We start from the raw sequence: 23325 nt of genomic DNA on the forward strand, positions 1-23325 counted from the left end.
GCAAAACAATGTTGAGTTGTCTGTAGGGCTCGAGACGATTGACGGGGAACAGCGCTCTGGGAAGAAATAAGGCCCTTGCGGGCCTTTTTTTGCTTCAGATAAATCGGGGTGAGGTGAGCTGGTTTTCGCCGATGAATCGGCTCCTACAGAGAGCGCGGTGGTTAGCGTTCAAAGTGGTAGGTCAGCGTTCAAGCGGTAGGTTAGCGTTCAAGGCGGTGGGTTAGCGTTCGAGGCGGTAGTTGAGGCTGGCCCGACTGAAATCCGTCGCGTTCTGCGCTTCGAAGTTCCACTTCCTGCTGAAGAGATATCTCAGTGTGATCACCTGGCCGGGATCGAACAGGCCCACGCCGTAGCTGAGGTACAGGCGCGGCGAGAGGTACTTGCCGACGGTGAATGCGGAGGTGCCGCCGAGTGCGTCGTTACTCGATACGCCGATGTCGTCCACGCCGATCTTCGAGCCGACGCTCTTCGCCAGCAGATCGCCTGCTGCCGAGCCGAGCGCCTGTGCGGCCGCGCCGACCATGTTGCCTTCGCCACCACTCACCTGCGACAGCGGCTTGCCTGTGACGAGGTAGGAGAGGGCGTCGGACTGCTCCATGACCGGGTTGGAGAAGACGGTGAGGATGGGGCGCTGCGCGGTGCCGGAGACGAAGAGGCCGACGGTCTGGCCATCGGCGATCGTCGCATTGGGATTGAGTGCGCGTGCTGCGCGAATGTTGAGGCGCGGATTGTCGATTGGCGTCGAAGCGAACAGCAGCTGGCCCTGCTCGATTTTCAGATCCTGCCCATACGCCTTGTACGTTCCGTCGACACCGATTTGCCCCTGGCCCGTCGTCGCGCGCCCCGGACGCTCACGCACGTCGAGCTGACCGGTGATGCGACCATCGATACCGAAGCCGACGAGATGGACCTTCTGCCCGAGGTCGACGCGGATGTCCGCCGAGATAGGGGACGCTTCCGCTGCAGCTTCCTGTTGCTTGTCGTCAACCACGACAACGTCGGGCGAGGCCTTGGTCGCACCGACGCCGGGCAGGCGTTCGACGTTGATATCGGCAAGGTCGATGTTGAGCTTGCCGGTGACGTTCATGCCCTTGGCGTCCTGCACGATCTGGATGTCGGGCGAGACGATGGCCTTGGCGGCGGGAATGTCGACGGCGGTGAATTTCGAGCCCTGGATGCCGAGACGCATCTGCGCGCCGGCGCCGAGCGCGGCTGTGCCCTTGATGCCGAGCGTGCCATCGCCGGAGCCGATCGTGCCGTCGACGGCGTAGTTCTTCGCATCCGTCGTAGTGACGCTGATGCGCCCGTCCTTGAGCTTCAGTCCTGCGCTCGGGACTTCGGCGGCGAACCCGGCGACAAGAGCCTGCCCGGTGATGGCCGGTGCGGCGACGGTGCCGCCGAGGTTGAAGTTGGCATCGAGGCCGCCCTTCACGTCGGCGACTTCGCTGGTGAACAACTCGATGATGCCAAGGTCGGTGAGATGCAGCGCGACCGTGCCGCCGAGGGCCTGCTGCGCGCCATTGATCGAGACGTTGCCGTCGAGCGTGCCGCCTTTGTTGAGCGACGCACGCACGGTGACGCGTTGGCTGTCCGGCGATAGCTGCGCGTTGGCGACGAGGTTGTCGTAGACCAGCAGCGGGTTCTCGCCATGATCGGTGTAAGCGATGGAGCCGTGGACACTCGTAATATTTGCCTGTCCCGACAGGGCACCTGCTGCCGTGCGACGGATGCTGCCATCACCTTCGATGATGCCATCGGCACGCATCGGGCTGTTCGACTGCTCGGCCGCCGTCATGATCAGTGCAAGCGGAACCTTGCGCAGGCGATAGCTGCCGTCGAGGTTGCCGCCTTTGTCCTGCTTCGCGGCCACACACAGGAGGGGCTCGCCTGCGGTGAGGCAGAGATCGCTCATGCTCGCCGCGCCGTCCTTCCAGGCGAGCTGGCTGGTGTTCTGCAGGCGCCAGCGCGGCAGCCCCTGATAGTCGATGTTGAGCGTGGACAGCGTGCCGCTCCACGCGCCATCGCGCAGCGAGCCGGAAAGCTGGAGATCGGCGGCGAGCGGACGACCGGTGGCGTCGATGCTCAGCTGGTGCTTCTCCTGCGTACCGTTCGCGTTGACGGCAAGCCTGTCGAACACCAACCCACCCGACACCACATGCGTGCCGACGACATCGACCTTGCCACCGGGTTGACTGATATCGGGAACATCGGCGTCGACGGTGAGCGTGTCGACCTTCTGGCCCGCGTAGACGAGCGCGCTACCGCGAACATTGGCCTTCACCGCCAGCTTCAGCACGTTCCCCTTCGCAGAGACGTCGCCCTGGATGCGACCGCCGGCATCCGGCAGCCAGTCTCCGAGCGATGTAATCGCCAGCTTCAGGTTCGCGTCGTTGGCGGTATCGCCTTTGGCGTCGAGGTGGACCGTGCTGCCGCCGGAGGCGAGGTCGAGGGTGCCATTGACCACTTCGTTCGGCTTCAGCGTGAGCTTGCCGAAGCCATGCAACTGCCGCTGGCGCAAGGTGCCGTCGAGCTTGCGCAGCTCGAGCGTGCCGAGCGGACCGTCCTTCGCCATCTGCCCTTCGGTCGACAGATCAAGGTTGAGGGCGCCCGGCCATTCGGCAAGCAGCTGACTGGGATCGAAGCGCTCGCCCTTGAGGTCGAGCTTCCATCCGAGTTGGGGCTGGAGGGTCAGCGTGCCGCTGGCGGCAAGGCTGCCGTTCGGCTGCTTCAATTGCACGGTATGAAGGTCGATGACGTCCGGCTTGCCGTCGACATCCAGCGTGAACTTGCCGACGTGGCCGGGCGGCCCGACGTCGACGTCGCCAGCGGCGTGGTACGCCTGCGCGCTGCCCCTGAAGGTGAGCTGGCCGAGGCTGGCGAGGTCCTGCCCCGCGACATTCGCGGGAACGAGCACGTCCTTCCAGCTGAGCGCGAGATCTGCCGAGACGGGCTGCGCGGCGATGTCGACCGTGCCGCGCGCGGAGAGCGAGCCCTTGACCTGCGGCGAGCTGACCGTGAGTTCGTCGAGGGTGAGTCGCTTGTATTCGTGATCGAACGCGGCCTTCACCGGCGTCAGGCGCACGAGGTAATCGTTGAGGTCGACATCGCCGGTGAGGTCGGCGTGGTAACGGTCGCCGGAGCCTCGCAGCGCGACGCCAAGCGATTGCAGACTGCTATCGCCGATCAGCGGCTTGGGGTCGAAACGCGGCGCATCGATCTTCGCCGTCCACGCGAAGTCACCGCTCTGCACGAGATTCGCATCCACCTGCGCAACGAAGGGCAGCGTGAGCTTGACGATGGTATGTGCTTTCGCACCATCGCTGTGTGCTTCGAGATCGCCCGCGTAGTCGATGTCACCGACCTTCCAGCGGAAGCTGGCCTTGCCGTCACCCTTGTAGCCCTTGCCGACGGCAAGCGTGCCGCCGAGATCGGCCTGACCATCGGGCGCACGCAGCGTGAGGGTTTGCAAGGCGATGCCTTTCGATGTCCACGAGCCGACGAGGTCGAGCGAGTTGGACTCGAAGAGCGGCTGGCCGGCCTGCGTCACCTTCACGTGACCGATCTTGACCTTGTCGAGCACGATGTCGAGCGGCGGCTCGAGCGAGAAAGGCTCCGAAGCGGTCTCCGGCTCCGGTTGGCTTGGCGGCAATGCGACGTCGATACCGTCCGCCGTCAGGTTGTACACCTGCGCACGCTTGCGCAGCAGCAAGCCGAACGAGAAGTCGAGATGCGCTTTCGCGACACGCACATCCATGCCCTTACCGTCCCGGTAGCGCACGCCAGCGAGATCGAGTGGGCCGGCAAGACGTCCTTCAGCGTGCTCGAGGGTGAGCGCGTTATCCGTGAACCCCTGCGCGCGCGCGAGCGCAAATCGGAGCCCGGACGCACTACCGACCAGCCACCACACGCCAAGCACGACGACCAGAAGCAGCACGCCAACGGCTACCCCGACGCGGATCAACCATTTCATGCCGGTGTTCCTCACAGGTCGGGCCCGATGACGACATGCAGGTGGATACCATGCGACTCCTTGTTACCGACCGGTACGGCAAGGTCGGCGCGGATCATGCCGACCGGCGAGAGCCAGCGCACGCCCAGGCCGGTGCCCACCAGTGGCTTGTAGTCGGTGCCGGCAAAGGCATTACCCGCATCGACGAAGGCGGCCATGCCCCAGTTACGCGTGAAGTAGTGCTCGACCTCGGTGCTGCCCACGAGAAGGTTTTCACCGCCGATCACGCGACCGTAGGTGTTCTTCGGGCCGATGCTCTCGAAATCGTAGCCTCGCACGGAGCGGTCACCGCCCGCGAAGAAGCGCAGCTGCGGGGGCAGGGCGCTGAAGTCGTCCGTCCAGATCTTGCCGGCCGTGCCGCGAAGAATCAGGCGGTTGCGGCCCCAGAACGACTGGATCCACTTCGCGTCGCCCATCAGTTCCGAGAAGCGCGCGTCGGAAAGCAGGTCGCCGGCGGTACTGCGTGCGGTGAGCGTCAACGACCAGCCGCTGCGCACGAAGGTGGGGTTGTCGCCTTTCTTCCGGCTCAGCGTCACTTCGGGGTAGACCAGGGTGCTCTGGCCGTGATCCAGGCCTAGCGCGTTGTCGCCTTCGCCACCGCGCTTGCCCACGGTGAATGTACCGGACAGCGCATTGATGCCGATGGTGCGCGTCCAGCCGTGCCATAGCCGCGTTTCATTGGCGACGAGCTGGACCGTGCGGGACTTCGACGTCACCGTGTTGGCGTCGCGGTAGTTTGCGCCGAAGTTGAAACTGCGCTGGTTGGGACCCGGCATGGGGATCTGGTAAAGGGTGGAGACAGTCTTGAGGCGTTGCGCCATGACGATCTGATTTTTCCACTTATGCCCGCGGTCGTTCACCCATCGCTTCTCGACACCGCCCTGCAGTCCGGCGCCGGTATCGGTGCCGAAGAACGGGCCACCCGTGTAGATCGTCCGCTTGGCGGGTGCCAGCTCCACGTTGATGTCGATCGTGCCGTCCTTCGCGTTGTCCGTATCGGGCATGACATTGACCACGGCGAAGTAGTCGGCGCCGTTGAGCGCCTGCTGCAGATCCAGCAGCTGGTTCTGCGAGAAGTAGTCGCCGCTTTTGAAGGGTACGTAGCGATCCAGGAAGCTTTCGCGGAACTGCGAATTCTCGAAGTGGATCTTGCCGTAGCGATAGCGCTTGCCGGTTTCCCAGGTCAGTTCCACGGTGGCGCTGTGCTCGGCGCGGTTCACTTCGACACGATGGGTGACCAGCTTCGCATCGAGAAAGCCTGTCGCGGTCAGCGCGCCGCTGACGGCATCGCGTGCCGCGTCGTACTGGCCGTCGTTGAGTGGTTTGTCCTTCAGTCCATTGACGCCGCGCAGGGCGCGGGCGATCTGGGGAAGCTTGGCGGGCTCCTTGTCGATACCGACGTTCACCGTCTTCACGGTCACTGGCATGCCGGGAACCACGTACAGAGTCACCTGCCAGTCGTTGCCGACCTGCTTGATGTCGCCCGTGGCCGTGGCTTCGTAGTAACCGTAGGGCCGCAGCGCGGACTGCACCTGGTCGGGGGCTTTGTCGTAAAGACGCCGGATTTGCGCTGCGGTCGCATCGCGCTTGGCGTATTGGCTCAGCTCGACACCCGCGACGACGGCGTTTTTCAGGCTCTCGTCGACACCGTCCACGGTGAGGACGACGCCGGCATGGGCGAGGCAGGGCAGGAGGAACCACGGCAGAAGCAGCAGTCCATGGCGTCTGGTTCGGCGCATGAGCATCCCGTTCCGGTCGTGAACCAACACCGTGGGTACGGCGGCGAGCGGGGCGCCTCCGGCGTCCCCTGACATCAAGTCTTGGCGTAAGTTACCGCGCGCGGCGTGCAGGGTCGATACACAAACGTGAACGACCCCGCGCCGGTTCAGCCTGCCTCATCACCTGCGGTGTGCGCGATCCAGGCGCCGACCAGTGCCGACACGTACGGAATGGACTGCGCGGTGAGGATGAACATCCACAACACGCTCTCCACGTAGCTCGTCCCGTAGTGCATCGCCATGCCGATCACCGCGCAGAGCAGGGCGATCGCCATGAGACCTTCCTCACGTACGGGTGCGAAAGCAGCAAAGCTGCTACCACCCATGCGACGGCTCTTGGCAGTGACCACGAAAGCGGTCTTCTCGCGCGTCAGGCCGTGCAGGATGCCGCGGGCAATGGCATGGGACAGGCCCATGCTGGCCACCGACGCCATGATGGTGTCATACCAGCTGCACGGAACACGGGCGCGATAGAGCACGAAGCCGAAGATCGCCTTGGCGAAGAAGAACCCGATCACGGGGATCAGGAACAGCTGCATCGGCAGGTTGAAGTACTGCGGCGCGTAGATCATGCCGGCGGTCCACAACAGGCCCATCATCGTGAAGATGAAGTGCAGGGCGTCGGCAAACCAGCTGAACCAGCCGGTGAGGAAGTGGAAGCGCTGACCCGCCGAGAGGGGCCCCTTGCGGGTCATCCAGCTCCAGCGGCCCTTGAGGATCTGCATGGCGCCGAAGGCCCAGCGGTAGCGCTGGCTCTTGTAGGCCTTGAAGTCGGCGGGCGTCAGGCCCTTACCCATCAACTCGTCGACGTAGACCAGTTCGTAACCCGCATGCATCAGGCGCAGACCGAGCTCGGCATCCTCGCAGATCGTCCATTCGGACCAGCCGCCGGTGCCTTCGAGCGCGGAGCGACGAACCATGGTCATGGTGCCGTGCTGGATGATCGCGTTGCGCTCGTTGCGGTGGTGCATGCCGATGCGGAAGAAGCCGTCGTATTCCCAGGCCGTCATGCGGCGGAACCGGTTGTTCTCGAATTCGCGGTGGGCCTGCGGGCACTGCACCACGGCCACCTTGGAGTCGTGGAAGTAGCCGGTCAGCGCGGCCAGCCAGTCCTCACGGACCTCGTAATCGGCATCGATCACGGCGACCACGTCGGCGCGCTCGTCCGTGGCGGTGAGACCGAAGTTCAGCGCACCTGCCTTGTAACCGGGCCACGGCTCGAGATGGAAGAAACGGAACTTCGGGCCCAGCTTTTCGCAGTAGGCCTTTACCGGTTCCCACACCGCGGGATCCTTGGTGTTGTTGTCCAGCACCAGCACTTCGAAGTTCTCGTAATTCAGCCTGGCCAGCGAATCCAGCGTGATCTGCACCATTTCCGGCGGCTCGTTGTGGCAAGCCAGGTGGATGGAAACGAAGGGCTGCTTCTCGACCGGGTCGTACGGCAGCATGCCGGCATGGCGGATCCATTCGCGACGCCAAAGCACTTCGGTGAACTCGAATCCGTTGATCAACAGGATGGCGAGGATGGCGATCTGTGCCGGGAACAGCAGGATCAGCATGGCCCAGTCGAAGGGGCTCAGGTAGAAATTGAAGGGCAGGGTGGCCGACCAGACGATCAGGCCGCAGGCCAGCTGCAGCAGGGCCATGAAGAACAGGCGGCCCATCAGCTTGAAGCGACGGAAGCGACTGCCGAACCAGACCATCGGGAAGAAGGCCAGGGCCGACGCCGCAAAAGCCTTCCACGGCCAGCTGGTGTCTTCGGTGACCGGGCCCTTGAACGGGAATTTCAGCTGGCGGTCGGCATTGAACATGCCCCAGTACGCGCCGGTGCGGCCTTCGCCCAGGTTTTCCTTCCACGGCTGGTCGATGGCTTCGAGGACGTAGTAGTCGTCGATGCCCTTGCGCTTGGCCATGTTGAAGAAGTCGCGCAGGAAGATCGCTTCGTTGGAAACGGTCGGGTAGGCGTATTCGTGACGATCGCCATTGGAGGGCCAGCCGATCTCGCCGATGACGATGTGCTTGCCCGGGAAGCGATGCTGGAGGGCTTGGAAGCTACCGTCGGTGTCCTTGGAGCCGTCGGCCTCACGCGTGCCGATCGAGTCGGGCACGGCGTCCTTGCGGTCGATACCGTTCCAGTAGGGGAACAGATGGACGGTGATGAAATCGACGTGGTCGGCCAGTTCCGGATTCTGCATCCACACGTGGAACGGCTCGGCCATGGAGACCGGCTGGTGCACGGCGGCGCGCACGCGGTCGAGGTAGGCCATCATCTGTTCGGGCTTGAGATCGCCTCGGTAAAGAACCTCGTTACCGACGATGACGCGCGAGATGGTCTTGGGGAAACGGTGGGCCTGGGCGATCAGCGCGTCGATCTCGCGCTCGTTGTTCTCCAGGCGCGTATCGATCTGGGCACCTGCCATCACATCCAGGCCTTCCTTGTCGGCCAGGCGGATCGTCTGCGGGTTTTCCAGCATCGAATAGGTACGGATGCGAGGGGAATACCGGTGGACCAGATGAAGGTCGCCGGTGATCTCGGGATCGCTGGAGAAATCGCCCCTCATCGGGTTCTGGTAGCGCTGGTAAGCCGTGAAGGCAAAGCCCGAGATGGGGCCGTTCCAGTCGTCGGGGCCGCGTGGGATGTTACCCAGGAACCACAGGCCCACATTGAGGCCCGCAACTAGGACCGCCAGCAGCAGCGCGGTGAGGATCGGATGGCTTCGTTCGGTCGTGGTAACAGCGCTCAAAAACAATCCCCGGACCGGTCGGCCCCCAAGTGGCATCAAGTGAGGTAACCGGGGGAGCTTAACGAACAGGGCGTTATGGCTCAACGCATGATGGATGGACCGGTCAGGCTCAACTCAGAGAGAGGGGCGTTCAGGGGTCGTCGGAACTCGCCGCGGCAGGGCTGCAAACCCCCTGTAGGAGCCGATTCATCGGCGATCCCGCGGCAGCGGGCAACGGTGCAGCGAGCACCCAATCGCCGATGAATCGGCTCCTACAGGGACGAGGCCGGCTTTGCGGCTCTGCTTATTTCAGCAGCGAGCGGAGCATCCAGGCGGTCTTTTCGTGGTCCTTCAGGCGCCCGGTGACCATGTCGGCGGTACCTTCATCACCGGCGGCTTCGGCGCCCTTGATGGTGTCGCGGGCCGTGGCGGCGGCGATTTCGTGACCCTCGACCAGCTGGGCGACCATATCCTTCCACTCCGGCACGCCCGCCTCTTCCTTGATCGAGGTCAGCTTGCCGAACTGGCTGTAGGAGCCCGGCGCGAACACGTCGAGGATGCGGATGCGCTCGGCCACTTCGTCGGCAGCCAGCCACAGGGCGTTGTACTGGACCTCGAACATGGCGTGCAGGCTGTTGAACTGCGGTCCCGTCACGTTCCAATGGAAATTATGCGTCTTCAGGTACAGCGAATAGGTGTCCGCGAGGAGCTTGGACAGGTGCTTCGCGACCGCTTCACGGTCTTTCTTGGCAATACCGATATCGATGGCCATGTGGCGACTCTCCTTGGGTTTTTCTTTCTTGGACCGAAATTTTAACGATCGGACGGGCTCACGTGAAATGAAACGTTCCGATGTCGTCGATAGACGCACGCTATTATTGGCGTTCCCATGAGTACCTCCACAAGCCCCGCACGACACCCCGCCCCGGATCCGCGCCTGCGCGAGCTCCGCGATGCGCTGGATCAGGTCACCAGCCGCGATTACGGCCGGCTCTCCGGCCGATGGCGCGCTCTCTCGCGCAAGCCGGACGCCGCGAAGATCGAGGCGCTGGCTAAAGACGTTGCCGTCTCAGTGGCCCGTCGCGCCGCACGCGCGGCCTCCAAACCGCCCATCACGGTCGATGCATCGCTGCCGATCGCCGCGCGGGCTGAGGACATCATCAAGCTCATCCGTGAGAACCAGGTGGTTGTCCTCGCAGGCGAGACGGGCTCTGGCAAGACCACGCAGTTGCCGAAGCTATGCCTGGCCGCGGGCCGTGGCGAAGCGGGGCTGATCGGGTGCACCCAGCCGCGAAGGCTCGCCGCGCGGTCGGTGGCGACCCGCGTCGCGGAGGAACTCGGCACGCCGTTGGGCGACAAGGTGGGCTTCCAGGTCCGCTTCACCGAGAAGGTGTCGGACCAGGCCCTGGTCAAGTTCATGACCGATGGCATCCTGCTGGCTGAAACCCAGTCCGATCCCTGGCTGTCCGCCTACGACACGATCATCATCGACGAGGCGCACGAGCGCAGCCTCAACATCGACTTCCTGCTCGGCTACCTCAAGCGGCTTGCCCAGCGCCGCCCCGAACTGAAGATCATCGTCACCTCGGCGACGATCGACACCGAGCGCTTCGCCGCCCATTTCGGCAATGCGCCCGTGGTCGAGGTGGAAGGCCGCACCTATCCGGTCGAGCTGCGCTACCGCCCGCCCGGCGAGCGCGGCGAGGGCAATGTTGCGCAGATGATCGCCGACGCCATGGATGAGATCACCCGGGAAGATCCCCGCGGGGACGTCCTGGTGTTCCTGCCGGGCGAACGCGAAATCCGCGACACCCATCTCCTTCTGTCGCGTAAGCAATACCGCGAAACCGAGGTGCTGGCGCTTTACGCGCGCCTCTCGGCCAACGAGCAGGACCGCGTCTTCAAGCCGGGAACGAAGCGCCGCATCGTGCTGGCCACCAACGTCGCCGAGACCTCGCTCACGGTGCCGCGCATCCGGTACGTGGTCGATCCCGGCACGGCGCGGGTGAAGCGCTACAGCCAGCGCAGCCAACTGGAGCGGCTGCACATCGAGCCGATTTCCCAGGCGGCGGCGAACCAGCGAAAGGGGCGTTGCGGTCGCATCGGGCCCGGCATTTGTTACCGGCTTTATGACGAAGCGGATTTCAACCTGCGTCCGGCCTTCACGGATCCGGAGCTACTGAGGTCATCACTCGCCAACGTGATCCTGCGCATGCTCGCGCTGGACCTGGGTGATGTCGAGGACTTCCCCTTCCTGGAAGCCCCGGACCCGCGTGTCGTCGCTGACGGTTATCGCCGCCTTGCCGAAATCGGTGCGATCGACGAGGGCCAGCGCCTGACGCCCATCGGCCGCACCGTCGCCCGGTTGCCCATCGATGTGCAGCTGGCGCGCATGCTGGTGGAAGCGCGTCGGCTGGGCAGCCTCGCCGAACTCACCACGATCGTCGCGTTCATGAGCATCCAGGATCCTCGTGAACGTCCGCCGGAGGCGCGCGGCCAGGCCGACGCGGCTCATGCCCAGTTCGCCGATCCGAAATCCGATTTCGTCGGCGTGCTGAACCTGTGGCGTGCGCACGGCGACGCTGCCGAGGAACTCACCTCATCGAAGCTGCGCGACTGGTGCTCGCGGCATTTCCTGAGCTTCATGCGCATGCGCGAATGGCGCGAACTCCACCGGCAGCTGGTGCTGGTCACGCGTGACCTCGATTGGTCCAGCAAAGAGCCCGCTGCCGCTGGCGCCCTCGAAGGCGACGCGCTATTCGAATCCGTCCACCGCAGCGTGCTCGCCGGCCTGCCGACCCAGGTAGGACACAAGGACGAGAAGGGCGTTTTCCGCGGCACCCGCGAACGTCGCTTCCAGGTGTTTCCCGGCTCGGCGCTGGCGAAGGCGCCACCGGCCTGGCTCTTCGCGGGGCAGATCATCGATATTGGCGGAAAGGTCTGGGCCATGATGTGCGCCCGCGTCGATCCCGCGTGGATCGAATCGCAGGCTAGCCACCTCGTGCGCGCCACGGCGCGCGACGCCCACTGGTCGCGCAAGCGCGGCACCGTGATTGCCTACGAACAGGTCACCCTGTTCGGCCTGGTGCTGGTCGAACGCCGCCCGGTCACGTTCCATAAGCAGGACCCGCGACTCGCCCACGAGATTTTCGTACGCGAGGCCCTGGTTCGCGCGGACATCGACAGCCGCGCCGACTTTGTCCGTGCCAACGCGCGCGTACTCGAGCAGGCCCACGACATCGAGGCCAAGCAGCGCCGCGCCGGCCTGCTGCGCTCGGACGAAGAACTCGCCGCCTTCTTCGACGGCAAACTGCCGGAAGAGATCGCCGATGTCCGTGGGTTGGATGCATGGTTCCGCAAGGCGGCGCCTGGAGAACAGGCCGCCTTGCGGTGGACCCTCGCCGATGTCATGGACAGTGGCACGGGGCTCGACCCCAAGGCCTTCCCGGCCGCGCTCGATATCGACCAGCATCGCTACCGGCTCGAGTACCGCTTCGTCCCGGGCGATCCGGCCGACGGCGTCACCATCCAGGTGCCACTCGCCTTCCTCAACGCGCTGCCCATTGCGCGGGGTGAATGGCTGGTCGGCGGCCTCGTGGTCGACAAGGTGGCCGAGCTGATTCGCGCCCTGCCCAAGGCACTTCGCCGCAACTTCGTCCCCGCGCCCGACTTTGCGCGCGCGTTTGCCGAAGCCGAGGCCCCGCGTGACGAGCCGCTGGCGAAAGCATTGGCGCGTTTCCTCAAGCGCACCACCGGCGTCGACGTGGATCCGGCGGCCTTCGCGAGCGCCGAACTGCCGCCACACCTGCTCATGCGCTACCGCATTCATGACGAGAACGGCCGCACGCTGGCGGAAGGGCGCGACCTGGCCGAGATTCGCGCACGCTGGGAAGGCAAGGCGCGTGAAGCGTTCTCGCGCAAGACGGATGTCGAGCTCACGCGCGAGGACATCGTTGCCTGGGATTTCGAATCGATCCCGAAGGAAGTCCGTTCCGAAGGCGGACTGACCGCGTATCCCGCCCTTGTCGACCTGGGCGAGGCGGTGGCCCTGCGCGTCTTCGAGCGCGCCGACGAGGCCGCCGAAGCGCACGTGGGCGGCGTCGAGCGGTTGCTACGTCAGGCGCTGGCACCCGAGTTCAAGCGTGCGCGACGCCAGCTGCCGATCGCCAATCCCTTGTCGCTCAAGTACGCGCCGATGGGCAGTGTGGAAGGCCTACGCGAGGATCTGGTCGAGGGTGGTTTCAGCGATCTGATCGCGGAGCGCCGCCTGGATGCGCGGACACAGGGCGAGTTCGAGGCGCTGCACGTGCAGCTCGGGCGGGAACTGTTCGGCGCCGCCATGGCCCGGCAGAAGATGGCCGAGCCGATCATCGAGGCCCAGGCCGAACTGAGGCCGTGGATGGAACCGCCCCTGATGGGCTTCGCCAGGGCCAGTTACGACGACCTGCGCGAACAGCTCACGGCGCTGCTTCAGCCCGGTTTCCTGCGTGACCTGCCAACCTCGCGCCTGGCCCACCTGCCGCGCTACCTCAAGGCCATGCGGCTGCGTGCCGAGCGCCTTCGGCAGGACCCCGCGCGCGACCAGTCGCGTATGCTGCAGGTGCTGCCTTACTGGCGCGCATTGCTCAATGCGGGGGGTACCGCCCTGGATGCGGTGGTCTGGAGCGAACTGCGCTGGTTGCTCGAGGAATGGCGTGTGTCGCTGTTCGCGCAGGAGCTGAAGACCGCCGAACCGGTGTCGGCCAAACGTCTTGCACGCGCGTTGGAAGTGGCCCAGGCCACGCAACGATGACCACCCGGAAGGACGACGCGACGATGAGCGAGCTGCGTTCCCCCGACGCCAAGGCAACGGCGATGCCGCTGACCCAGCGTGCGCGTGAGGCCTGCGTCTTGCTGCCCGTGGCGGCGCGCGCCGAAGCGGAAACGGTTATCGAACTGCTTCGTCTGCTCGGCTGCGACGACGAAACCTGCGCGTCGGCATTGTGGTTCTCGCTACTCAACGGTCTTCCGGGCGCTGCCGACGAAGCGGCGAAAACATGGCCGGCATCGCTCCGTCGCCTGATCGACGGGCAGGGTGAGGCCGAGAAGGTCTGGGCACTCCATGCCCAGCGCGGTCCGGTCGGCGGCGCCGAAGGACTGCGTCGCCTGCTGCTGGCGATCATCCGTGACCTCCGCGTGGTCTTCGTGCTGCTTGCCCGCCAGCTGGCGGCCATGCGCACGGCCATGGCCCTGCCGGACCACGAACGTCGTGAGCTCGCTCAGCTGACTTCCGACATCCATGCGCCCCTGGCCAACCGGCTCGGCATCTGGCAGCTCAAGTGGGAGCTGGAAGACCTCGCGTTCCGCTACCTCGAACCGGATACCTACCGGCGCATCGCGCGGCTGCTCGACGAGCGCCGTGCGGATCGCGAAAGCTTCATCGCCTCGAGCCTGGCGACATTGCGCAGCACTCTGGAAGGCGCGGGTGTGCACGCGGAACTGGCCGGTCGCCCGAAGCACATCTTCTCCATCTGGAAAAAGATGAAGAAGAAGGGCCTGGAGTTCTCCGACCTCTACGACATCCGCGCGGTGCGCATCCTTGTCGACAGCGTGGCCGACTGCTATGCCGCGCTCGGTCTCGTGCACAGCCTGTGGCCGCACCTGCCCGGCGAGTTCGACGACTATGTCGCACGGCCGAAGGGCAATGGCTACCGCTCGCTGCACACTGCGGTCATGGGCCCGTCGGGCAAGACGCTCGAGGTGCAGATCCGCACGCACGAAATGCACCGCGCCAACGAACTTGGCGTGGCCGCGCACTGGCGCTACAAGGAGGGCGGCGGCGCGGATGCGGAGTTCGAGGCGAAGATCGCCTGGATGCGCAAGCTGCTCGAACCGCGTGGCGAGGACGACGCGGCCGAGCTGGCGGCCGGTTTTGAAACCGAGCTGATGGAAGACCGCGTCTACGTGCTCTCGCCAAAGGGCGAAGTGATCGACATGCCGCGCGGTGCCACCGTGCTCGACTTCGCGTATCACATCCACACCGAGGTCGGGCATCGCTGCCGTGGCGCGAAGGTCAACGGCCGTATCGTGCCGCTGACCACGCAGCCGCGCAGCGGCGACACCATCGAAATCCTCACCACCAAGAGCTCCGAGCCGAGCCGCGACTGGCTCTCCTCGCACCACGGTTACCTCAACACCTCGCGTGCGAAGGAGAAGGTGCGAGCCTGGTTCCGCCGAACCGCACACGACGCCAACATCATCGCTGGCAAGGCGGCGCTCGAGAAGGAACTGCGCAAGCTGGCACTCGACGATGTCGACCTGGCCAAGCTCGCCACGCACTTCCGTCTCAAGGGCGTCGAAGAGCTTTTCGTCACGGTTGCACTGGGCGAAGTGTCCCTGGGCCAGATTGCGCGCTCGCTGCAGGAGCCGGTCGAGCACGAGATCACTCAGTCGGGGAATCCCGTGGCATCGCGCGCCGCACAGCACGATCGCGGCGCGCTTTCCATCGAGGGCGTCGGCAACCTGCTGACCACGCTGGCACGCTGCTGCCAGCCGCTGCCCGGCGACCCGGTGCGCGGGTTCATCACCCGTGGGCGGGGCGTTTCTGTGCATCGATCCGATTGCGCCAGCCTGTCCCGCCTTGCGCGCAGGAACCCCGAGCGCGTCATCGACGTGAGCTGGGGCAGGGTGGAAGTGCAGAACTACGAGGTCGACATCGAGCTTCGCGGTTACGACCGCAAGGGCCTGCAGAAGGACGTCGCAACCACGATCAGCAACACCGGTCCGCACATCGTCGCTTCATCGAGCCGGGTGCATGTGAAGACCGGCGAAGTGGAGATGCGCTTCACGCTGCGAGTGAAGGATTACGAGCAGCTGTCGATGGTGCTGGGGCGGCTTGGGGCGCTGCCGAACGTCACCGACGCCCGTCGCCTCGGCGGCCGGTAACCGCTTCGGCTCCCTGTAGGAGCCGATTCATCGGCGATCCCGCGGCAGCGGGCCGGAATGAGGCAAGCGCCCCATCGCCGCTGAAGCGGCTCCCACAAGGAGCGGCTCCCACAAGAAGCGGCCCTCCGAAGGGTACGGCCTTACAGGCCGCCCATCATCAAGGCGATGCCCCAATCCTTGATCGGCGCCGCGACCAGCATGCGCGCCAGGATCAGCCCGAGGATGACCACGGTCGGCGAGAAATCCAGGCCACCGAGGGTCATGCGGCCACGTAGCGGCCGCACCAGCGGATCGGCGAGGCTCGTGACCAGACGCGCCACGGGATGGTAGCGGTCGGTCGAGAGCATGCTCATTAGCGACCAGACGAAGACCAGCACGACCCAGGTCAGCAGGAAGAAGTCGAGGGTCTCGCCGAGGCTCACGATAGCCAGTCCGACCACGTTGGGCATGACGCCGTTGATGGCCATGACCAGCAGCCACTTCACGCACTCGAGCAGGAACACCGCCAGCAGGGCGCCGGTGTTCACGCGCCGCACGCTCGGCAGCACCTTGCGCACGGGGCGCAGGATCGGGTTGGTAAAGCGGTAGAGGAACTGGCAGATCGGGTTGTTGAAGTCAGCGCGGAACGCTTCGGCCAGCAGGCGCAGCACGAAGAGGGTGACGAGGGCCCCAAAGATGAAATCCAGGATCAGGGAGCCCGCGTTGGTCAGGTAGTTCACGTGTTCGATTCCATGTCTTCGGAAAGTTCAAAGCTGCGGCGGCGTGCCGCGTCGACGGCGCGCGCCACGATGGCAGGGAAGCCGTCGGCGCGAAAGCTGTCCAGCGCCGCCTGGGTGGTGCCGTTCGGTGAGGTGACCCGCTGGCGCAGCGTAGCGGCACTTTCACCGCTCTCGATCAGCATGCGGCCGGCCCCGAGTGCTGTTTGGGCGGCAAGGGCGCGTGCGGTCTCTCGGGAGAGGCCTTGAGAAAATGCCGCGTTTTCGAGTGCTTCGACCATCAGGAAGAAGTAGGCCGGGCCGCTGCCGGAAAGGGCGGTGACCGTATCGAGCTGGTCTTCCTCCGGCACCCACACCGTCAGGCCGGCGGCGTCGAGTACGTGCTGGGCCTCGGCGCGTTGCGGCGCGCTGACCCGGCCATTGGCAAACAGGGCGGTGGCGCCGGCACCGATCATCGCCGGGGTATTCGGCATGCAGCGGACCACGGGCAGGGAGCCGTCCAGCCAGCGTTCGATCTGGGCGATGCGGATACCCGCGGCGATCGAGATGATCACCGGCCGGTACTTCTGCACCACCGGGCGCAGGGCCCGGCAGACATCGGCCATCATCTGCGGTTTCACCGCCAGGACGAGGATCGAGGCGCCTTCGGCGGCATCGAGGTTGTTGGTGTAGGTGGCCACGCCGTACTCGCGTGAGAGCTCCTGCAGGGCCTCGGCGCGCGGCTCGGCCACGGCGATGCCGCCCGGCTGGGCGCCGTGGCGGATCATGCCGGCGATCAGCGCCGTGGCCATGTTGCCGCCGCCGATGAAGGCGATCCGATTCATGGGGGTGTCCGCTCCATACGCGACGTCTTTCACAGTCATCGAAGCATATATGGTGCCGCGCCTTGCCGCCGACCCCCGGGCGTGTTTACCTATGCCCACAAAGATAGGGGACCCAAATGGATATCGCCGAACTCCTTGCCTTCTCCGTGAAGAACAAGGCCTCCGACCTGCACCTTTCCGCGGGCCTCCCGCCAATGATCCGCGTCGACGGCGACGTGCGCCGGATCAATATCCCGGCCCTGGAGCACAAGCAGGTCCATTCGCTGATCTACGACATCATGTCGGACAAGCAGCGGCGTGACTTCGAAGAGTTCCTCGAGACCGACTTCTCCTTCGAGATCCCCGGCCTGGCGCGTTTCCGCGTGAACGCCTTCAACCACAACCGTGGCGCGGGCGGCGTGTTCCGTACCATTCCCTCGGAAGTGCTCTCCCTGGAAGACCTCGGTGCGCCGAAGATCTTCCGCGAGCTGATCGAGCAGCCGCAGGGCCTGATCCTGGTCACCGGGCCGACCGGTTCGGGCAAGTCGACCACCCTCGCGGCCATGGTCGACCACATCAACAAGACCGAATACGGCCATCTCCTCACCGTCGAGGACCCGATCGAATTCGTCCACACCTCGCAGAAGTGCCTGGTGAACCAGCGTGAAGTCCACCGCGATACCCATGGCTTCAACGAAGCCCTGCGTTCCGCACTCCGCGAAGATCCCGACTACATCCTGGTCGGCGAGCTTCGCGATCTGGAAACCATCCGCCTGGCCCTGACTGCCGCGGAAACCGGGCATCTGGTGTTCGGCACGCTGCATACCTCGTCGGCGGCCAAGACCATTGACCGCATCATCGACGTGTTCCCCGCCGGCGAAAAGCCGATGGTCCGCTCGATGCTGTCCGAGTCGCTGCGCGCGGTCATTTCGCAGTCCCTGCTGAAGAAGGTCGGCGGTGGCCGCATCGCTGCCCACGAGATCATGACTGGCATCCCGGCGATCCGAAACCTCATTCGCGAAGACAAGGTTGCCCAGATGTACTCGGCGATCCAGACCGGGCAGCAGTACGGCATGCAGACGCTGGACCAGAACCTCCTGGACCTGGTCAAGCGCGGCCTGATCACCCGTCAGGAAGGGTTGATGTACGCCAAGAACAAGGAAAGCTTCCGTTAAACGGGGCGCGGCGGCTGGTCCTGCCTCGTGGCAGGCCGGCCGCAACCGTGAAGGGCGTCGCTGCAGGGCTCATCGCGGCGGTATATGATCGCCCTAGGGGCGCCGGCCCGGTCCGGCCATGGGGATACACGCGATGAGCGACTTCGATTTCACCTCTTTCCTGAAGCTGATGGTGCATAAGCAGGCATCCGACCTGTTCATCACCGCCGGTGTCGCGCCGTCCATGAAGGTGCAGGGGCGCATCGTTCCCATCACGCAAAGCCCCTTGTCCGCGCAGCAATCGCGCGACATGGTGCTCAATGTGATGACTCCCGCCCAGCGCGAGGAGTTTGAAAAGACCCACGAGTGCCAGTTCGCTATCAGTGCCTCGGGCGTCGGCCGCTTCCGTGTCTCGTGTTTCTACCAGCGCAACTGCGTCGGCATGGTGCTGCGCCGGATCGAGTCGAAGATCCCGACCCCGGAAGAGCTCAACCTCCCGCCGGTGATCAAGCAGCTGGCGATGACCAAGCGAGGCATCATCATCTTCGTCGGCGGTACCGGTACGGGTAAGTCCACGTCGCTGGCCTCGATGATCGGCTACCGCAACCAGAATTCCACGGGTCACATCATCACGATCGAAGACCCGATCGAATACGTCCACAAGCACGAAGGCTGCATCGTCACCCAGCGCGAACTCGGCATCGATACCGACAGCTGGGAGAACGCGCTGAAGAACACCCTGCGCCAGGCGCCGGACGTGATCATGATCGGCGAAGTGCGTACACGCGAGACCATGGAACACGCGATCAACTTCTCGGAAACCGGCCATCTGTGCCTGTGCACGCTGCATGCGAACAACGCCAACCAGGCGCTCGACCGCATCCTGCACTTCTTCCCGGAAGACCGCCGCAGCGCGCTGTTCATGGATCTTTCGCTCAACCTCAAGGGCATCGTGGCCCAGCAGCTCATCCCGACGCCGGACGGTAAGGCCCGTCGTGTCGCCGTGGAAGTGCTCCTCGGCACGCCGCTCGCCCAGGACTACATTCGCCAGGGTGAAGTGCACAAGCTCAAGGAGCTCATGCGCGACTCCAACCAGTTGGGCATGCGCACCTTCGACCAGAGCCTCGTGGAGCTTTACCACGCTGGCGAGATCTCCTACGAAGACGCCCTGCGTCACGCCGACAGTTCGAATGAAGTGCGGCTGCGCATCAAGCTCGCCCAGGGTGGCGATGCCCATACGCTCTCGCAGGGTCTGGAAGGCGTCGAGATCGACCAGGTCAGCGACAAGCAGACCTTCGGCGGCATGTTGTCGCGTTGAACGCGAGAAGGGGAAGCTGATGAGGCCGTTATCGATGGCCTGCATCAGCCCCCTGCCAGTCACGTCTGAGCGCGGGACTGGCACGACTCTCACATACCGGTCGCGTCGTATTTGACGGCGAACGATGGCGTGTTGTCGGATTGCACACTGACGCAATAGCGCACTGCACCGACCACATCTGCCGGCCGCGCGATGTAGAACGAGCCCCAGATATCAAAGAAAGACCATGTCTGAGGGCTGTAGCCGGTACGGTCCTGGCACGAGGTGGAGGAGGCCGCGCCGGCTTTCACGACGATATGGCCGCCGGGATTCGTAAAGCCGGGGCGCACGCGCGCGCCCGACGGGTCTGTGGAGACGCCGCTTCCCGTAGATCGGTCGCCGGGCTTGATCGCCGGATTGCTGGCCATCGCGGTGGCGCTGATGAGTGCGCTGACAACGGCCAAAGAAAGGAGGGAGGCTTTCTGCATGATGTCTGTCCTTGTACAAGATCGCGCGACGTCCGCGCCCGGCTATTAGACGTGAGCGTGCGCGCAGCCGATGTCGCCCCAATGCCCGCCTCGGCGTCAGCGCGATCTCGCTCTATCCCTAGGCTTTCCCCGACATCGACGCCGCCATCGGGTGCAAGGCGGGCTTATGCAAGCCATCTCCCGCGATCGCCAAACGAAAAGAGGGCGCCTCGCGGCGCCCTCTCTTTCACGACCCTAGAAGGCCGCTCTTAGTTAGCAGCAGCACCGACCGTCAGGCCGCTGGCGTCGACGCTCTTCACGCCCTTCACAGCCTTGGCAATCTTCTCAGCGTTGCTCTTTTCCTTCGCTGTCGTGACCGTACCGGTCAGCGCGACGACGCCTTCGGTCGTGGTAACCGAGATGTCACTGCCCTTGACGGCCTTCTTCGTGGCGAATTCCGACTTCACCTTGGTGGTGATCCAGGCATCGTCGGTCTTGCCGGCGACCGTCTGGTTATCGGCCTTCGCAGCGGCGGGGGTGGAGTCCTGAGCATTCACCTGGGCGAACGGGACCGTACCGAGACCGGCGACGAGGGCAGCAGCGAACAGGGCCTTGCGGAGGTTGGCATGGTTCATGGTGAACTCCTTTTTACGAATCTGTTTATGGGACTGGGGAACGGCGCCACGGGCTGTGGCTGCCTGTCCGGGACCTATGGGAACAGCGCGTCCGTGAACGATTTGTGCCCACGCAACAGCTTCGTTCAGCTTTTGCCGAAGACGCACAGAAGGCGCCCAGCCGTCTCCCGCACAAGCGAAAAAAGGTTCATCGTGGATTGCCGGGGCCTGGGCGCTCGGCTTTCAGGCCGGGCATTCTTTCGCACGTCGCACGTCGCAAGTCGCAAGTCGCACGTCGCACGTCGCACCTCGCACCTCGCGCCTGGCTCGCCTTCGGCCTCGCGGGCTCGGCTTTGCCATCGCTCTCTACACTTGGGCGTTTCGCGGGGAGACCTTGGTGCCCACCCTCGCGGCTCAGACACGTCCTCCGCGTTCGAGAAGGAAAGGCCGCTCCGCGGCCCCTGTTCTTATTGGCCTACGGCCGCTCCACTTGTGCGGAACTCGCCTCGAGGGTGGACACCAAGGTCTCTCACGACGATACGGTCAGCGGGAAGGAGAGCCGTTGGGTGGGGCTGGCCGCCAAAGCCGGCTGTCACGGCAGCCGTGCTGGTACGAACATTCCGGGTTGGTGAGGCCCTTCCTCGCCGCTGCGCCGCCTCGCGCGGACGATCCCGTCCGGCGCCCCGGGATTGACCGTTTGGCGATGGCGACGAGCCAGTAACCGAAGCGGCGTTGCTTCGTCGGCTCGCCCCACACGAACCTCAGGGATGGGGAGAGTCTTCGGTGCCCACCCTCGAGGCGAGTTCCGCACAAGTGGAGCGGCCGCAGGCCAAATAAGTATACGGCCGCGCAGCGGCCTTTCCGGTACGAAACGCGGAGGACGTGTCTGAGCAGCGAGGGTGGGCACCGAAGGCTCTGCGCCCCAAGCCGTCACGCAATCGGCGGCGCGCGAGCCGCTAAAAACACGCACTCGCAACGCGAGTGAACCGCCCCCTCCAGCTTCCCCGGAATTCCGCGAAGAACCAAAAAAAAGCGCCCCGTAGGGCGCTTTCGTGACACTTGTTGCGAAGACTTACTTGTATTCAACGGCGCCCGAAATGACGAGGCCTTTCTCTTCCATGTGAGCTTCGCCGGCAACCTGGACCACGCGAGTGGCTTGGGCCTTCATCGAGTCGAACTGTGCCTTGGAACGCTGAGCGGCAGCCGTATCTTCGGCCTGGCTGTCCGGAGCACCATCGGCACCGGCAGCGGTGGTCATCGCGTTGGCGTAGGTCTGTGCCTTCTCCGCCATCACGTCGACCCAGGCCCGATACATGTCGCCGTTGAGGTGCATGCGGCTGAGCCGGCCGGCATCGCCGGTGCTGGCCATCAGCACTTCGTCGAGCTTGGCGTCCTCGCCCGGGCCCACGCCGATGGCGATAGCCTGGCCATTCATCGCGGCCCAGCCCGGCATGCCGAGCATGCCGACGATGTTCGCGGGCAGCGGTGCGGGCTTGCCGTCGCCGGCCAGCTTGAAGTCGCCGCCGAGCACGGCCTGACCCATCGCGAGCAGCCCCGGGGCATTGCGGGTGGCAAGCACGACGCGGCCCGTGATCTGCGGCATCTGCGCAGCGGATGCCGCCGGCTTGAACGAGTCGATGACGATGCGCACGCCGCGGATGTCACCAAACGGCGGAATGGCCGCCTGCTGCATCGTCGACCCGAGCTTGGTGAAACTGTCATTCATGTTGGCGAAGGCCGGGCATTCAAACGGCTTCGCGGCGACCGCTTCGGACTGGGCGGTCATGAAGGTACGGATCTGTTCGACAGGCAGCGCGAGGCTGACGTCGAACGGTGCCGTCGCGTCCTGACCCAGTCCCGGCAGCTCTACCTTCAGGCCCGAGAAGGCCTTGGTGATGTCGTCGGCAAGTGCCACGTCGACGCGCTGTTCCTGGTGGTGGAGGTCGAGCTTGGTGTAGCCGAAGCTGATCGACGGCACGCGGGCGGCGATGCGCGACGCTTCTGTCTGGCAGCTTGCCGGAAGCACCGGGGCAGGCTCGCCGGTCTTGGCCGACTGCTGCTTGATGAAGGCAGCGAAGAGCGGATCCTTGCCTGCCGCGATCAGGGGCAGGAGACGGGTGAGGTCCAGCTGACCGACGGCGTAGTCCTTGTAGCCCTTGTCCTTGGCGAGGTCGGCGAGGCGACCGTCTTCCTGGAGGCTCTTTTCCGGACGGTCGGCGCCCAGCGCCTGACGGATCATCGGCTGCGCGGCATCGGCCGGCAGCAGCGAGACCACCGCCTGCTTGCCCACCGTGGCGATGACCAACTGGATACCGGTGTCGGAGATGGCCACATGACGGTAGGTCTGGCCGCCGGCATCGGCGGTTTCCAGCTTCTTGCCGTAGGCAGTCTCGAGGCGGCCGACGAAGCCTTCCCAGGCAGCGGGGTCGGCGAGCGAGACACGCGCCACCGGGCTGAGGCCCAGGCCATAGATGGCCGAGCCGGTCTTGATGTCGAGGCCGAGGTTCTTCAGCGCCGCTTCGGCAGTCTTGCCGTCGAACTCGGCGGCCACTGCCTTCATGAGGTGGGAGCCATCGACGTTGCCCTTGGCTTCCATGTCCTGGGCCAGTGCCTTCATCTGGGCGACCTGGCCGGGGAGCTCGGTGTTGACCTGGTTGAGCATCGCCTCATAGGCATCGTCGTCCAGCTTGTCGAGGCTAGCCGCAACGTACGGTGTGTCGGCCGGCACGAAGGCCAGCGGGGCGTCCTTGTCCTTGTGGCCGCAGGCCGCCAGCAGCACGCTGGCGACGCCGAGCGCGATGAGTCGCTTCGTCGGTCGCATTTCGTATCCCATTGTTTGA

General features: G+C 64.9%; 13 protein-coding genes. 4 read left to right on the forward strand and 9 right to left on the reverse strand.

Features of this window, described 5'->3' with window-relative positions; all coding sequences use genetic code 11:
• Positions 1-220 precede the first annotated feature (220 nt).
• From HB634_RS12150 to HB634_RS12165, 4 genes are all read right to left on the reverse strand, one after another.
• Complete coding sequence (locus HB634_RS12150) at positions 221-3970, reverse strand: translocation/assembly module TamB domain-containing protein (RefSeq protein WP_213948743.1); 3750 nt, start codon at positions 3968-3970, stop codon at positions 221-223.
• Between the two features lie 11 nt (positions 3971-3981).
• A complete protein-coding gene (locus HB634_RS12155; protein WP_213948744.1) occupies positions 3982-5748 on the reverse strand; it encodes an autotransporter assembly complex family protein in 1767 nt (588 codons plus the stop codon).
• 146 nt (positions 5749-5894) lie between these two features.
• Positions 5895-8531 (reverse strand): glycosyltransferase, encoded by a 2637-nt coding sequence (locus tag HB634_RS12160; protein ID WP_255548525.1) that lies wholly within the window; start codon positions 8529-8531, stop codon positions 5895-5897.
• Positions 8532-8814: 283 nt separating this feature from the next.
• Positions 8815-9282 carry a Dps family protein gene (locus tag HB634_RS12165; protein WP_063573606.1) on the reverse strand — a complete coding sequence of 156 codons (468 nt, stop codon included), beginning with the start codon at positions 9280-9282 and terminating at the stop codon, positions 8815-8817.
• Between the two features lie 117 nt (positions 9283-9399).
• Between HB634_RS12165 and hrpA the strand changes: the two genes are divergently transcribed.
• Both hrpA and HB634_RS12175 read left to right on the forward strand, forming a co-directional pair.
• A complete protein-coding gene (gene hrpA / locus HB634_RS12170; protein ID WP_213948746.1) occupies positions 9400-13302 on the forward strand; it encodes an ATP-dependent RNA helicase HrpA in 3903 nt (1300 codons plus the stop codon).
• Positions 13299-15434 (forward strand): bifunctional (p)ppGpp synthetase/guanosine-3',5'-bis(diphosphate) 3'-pyrophosphohydrolase, encoded by a 2136-nt coding sequence (locus tag HB634_RS12175; RefSeq protein ID WP_255548526.1) that lies wholly within the window; start codon positions 13299-13301, stop codon positions 15432-15434. Before hrpA ends, HB634_RS12175 begins: the two co-directional genes overlap by 4 nt.
• A gap of 140 nt (positions 15435-15574) precedes the next feature.
• Here HB634_RS12175 and HB634_RS12180 read toward each other — a convergent pair whose 3' ends face one another.
• A complete protein-coding gene (locus HB634_RS12180) occupies positions 15575-16153 on the reverse strand; it encodes a YggT family protein (RefSeq protein ID WP_063573702.1) in 579 nt (192 codons plus the stop codon).
• A complete protein-coding gene (gene proC, locus HB634_RS12185) occupies positions 16150-16974 on the reverse strand; it encodes a pyrroline-5-carboxylate reductase (protein ID WP_213948747.1) in 825 nt (274 codons plus the stop codon). Before proC ends, HB634_RS12180 begins: the two co-directional genes overlap by 4 nt.
• A 116-nt stretch (positions 16975-17090) precedes the next feature.
• On the opposite strand from proC, the gene HB634_RS12190 reads away from it, so the two are divergent.
• Entirely contained in the window at positions 17091-18128 is a 1038-nt protein-coding gene (locus HB634_RS12190; protein WP_063573399.1) for a type IV pilus twitching motility protein PilT, read from the forward strand.
• A 133-nt stretch (positions 18129-18261) separates the two neighbouring features.
• Entirely contained in the window at positions 18262-19425 is a 1164-nt protein-coding gene (locus HB634_RS12195) for a PilT/PilU family type 4a pilus ATPase (protein WP_063573398.1), read from the forward strand.
• An 89-nt stretch (positions 19426-19514) separates the two neighbouring features.
• On the opposite strand, the gene HB634_RS12200 is transcribed toward HB634_RS12195, so the two are convergent.
• The 3 genes from HB634_RS12200 to HB634_RS12210 form a co-directional block, all read right to left on the reverse strand.
• Positions 19515-19892: a hypothetical protein gene (locus tag HB634_RS12200; protein WP_063573397.1), complete on the reverse strand. Its 378-nt coding sequence runs from the start codon at positions 19890-19892 to the stop codon at positions 19515-19517.
• A 248-nt stretch (positions 19893-20140) separates the two neighbouring features.
• On the reverse strand, positions 20141-20506 hold the full coding sequence (locus tag HB634_RS12205) for a BON domain-containing protein (RefSeq protein ID WP_213948748.1): 366 nt from the start codon (positions 20504-20506) through the stop codon (positions 20141-20143).
• Positions 20507-21557: 1051 nt separating this feature from the next.
• Positions 21558-23306: a hypothetical protein gene (locus HB634_RS12210; protein WP_213948749.1), complete on the reverse strand. Its 1749-nt coding sequence runs from the start codon at positions 23304-23306 to the stop codon at positions 21558-21560.
• Positions 23307-23325: the final 19 nt, after the last annotated feature.

The sequence above is a fragment of the Luteibacter sp. dw_328 genome (genome assembly GCF_018449605.1).
In the GTDB taxonomy this organism is placed as follows: domain Bacteria; phylum Pseudomonadota; class Gammaproteobacteria; order Xanthomonadales; family Rhodanobacteraceae; genus Luteibacter.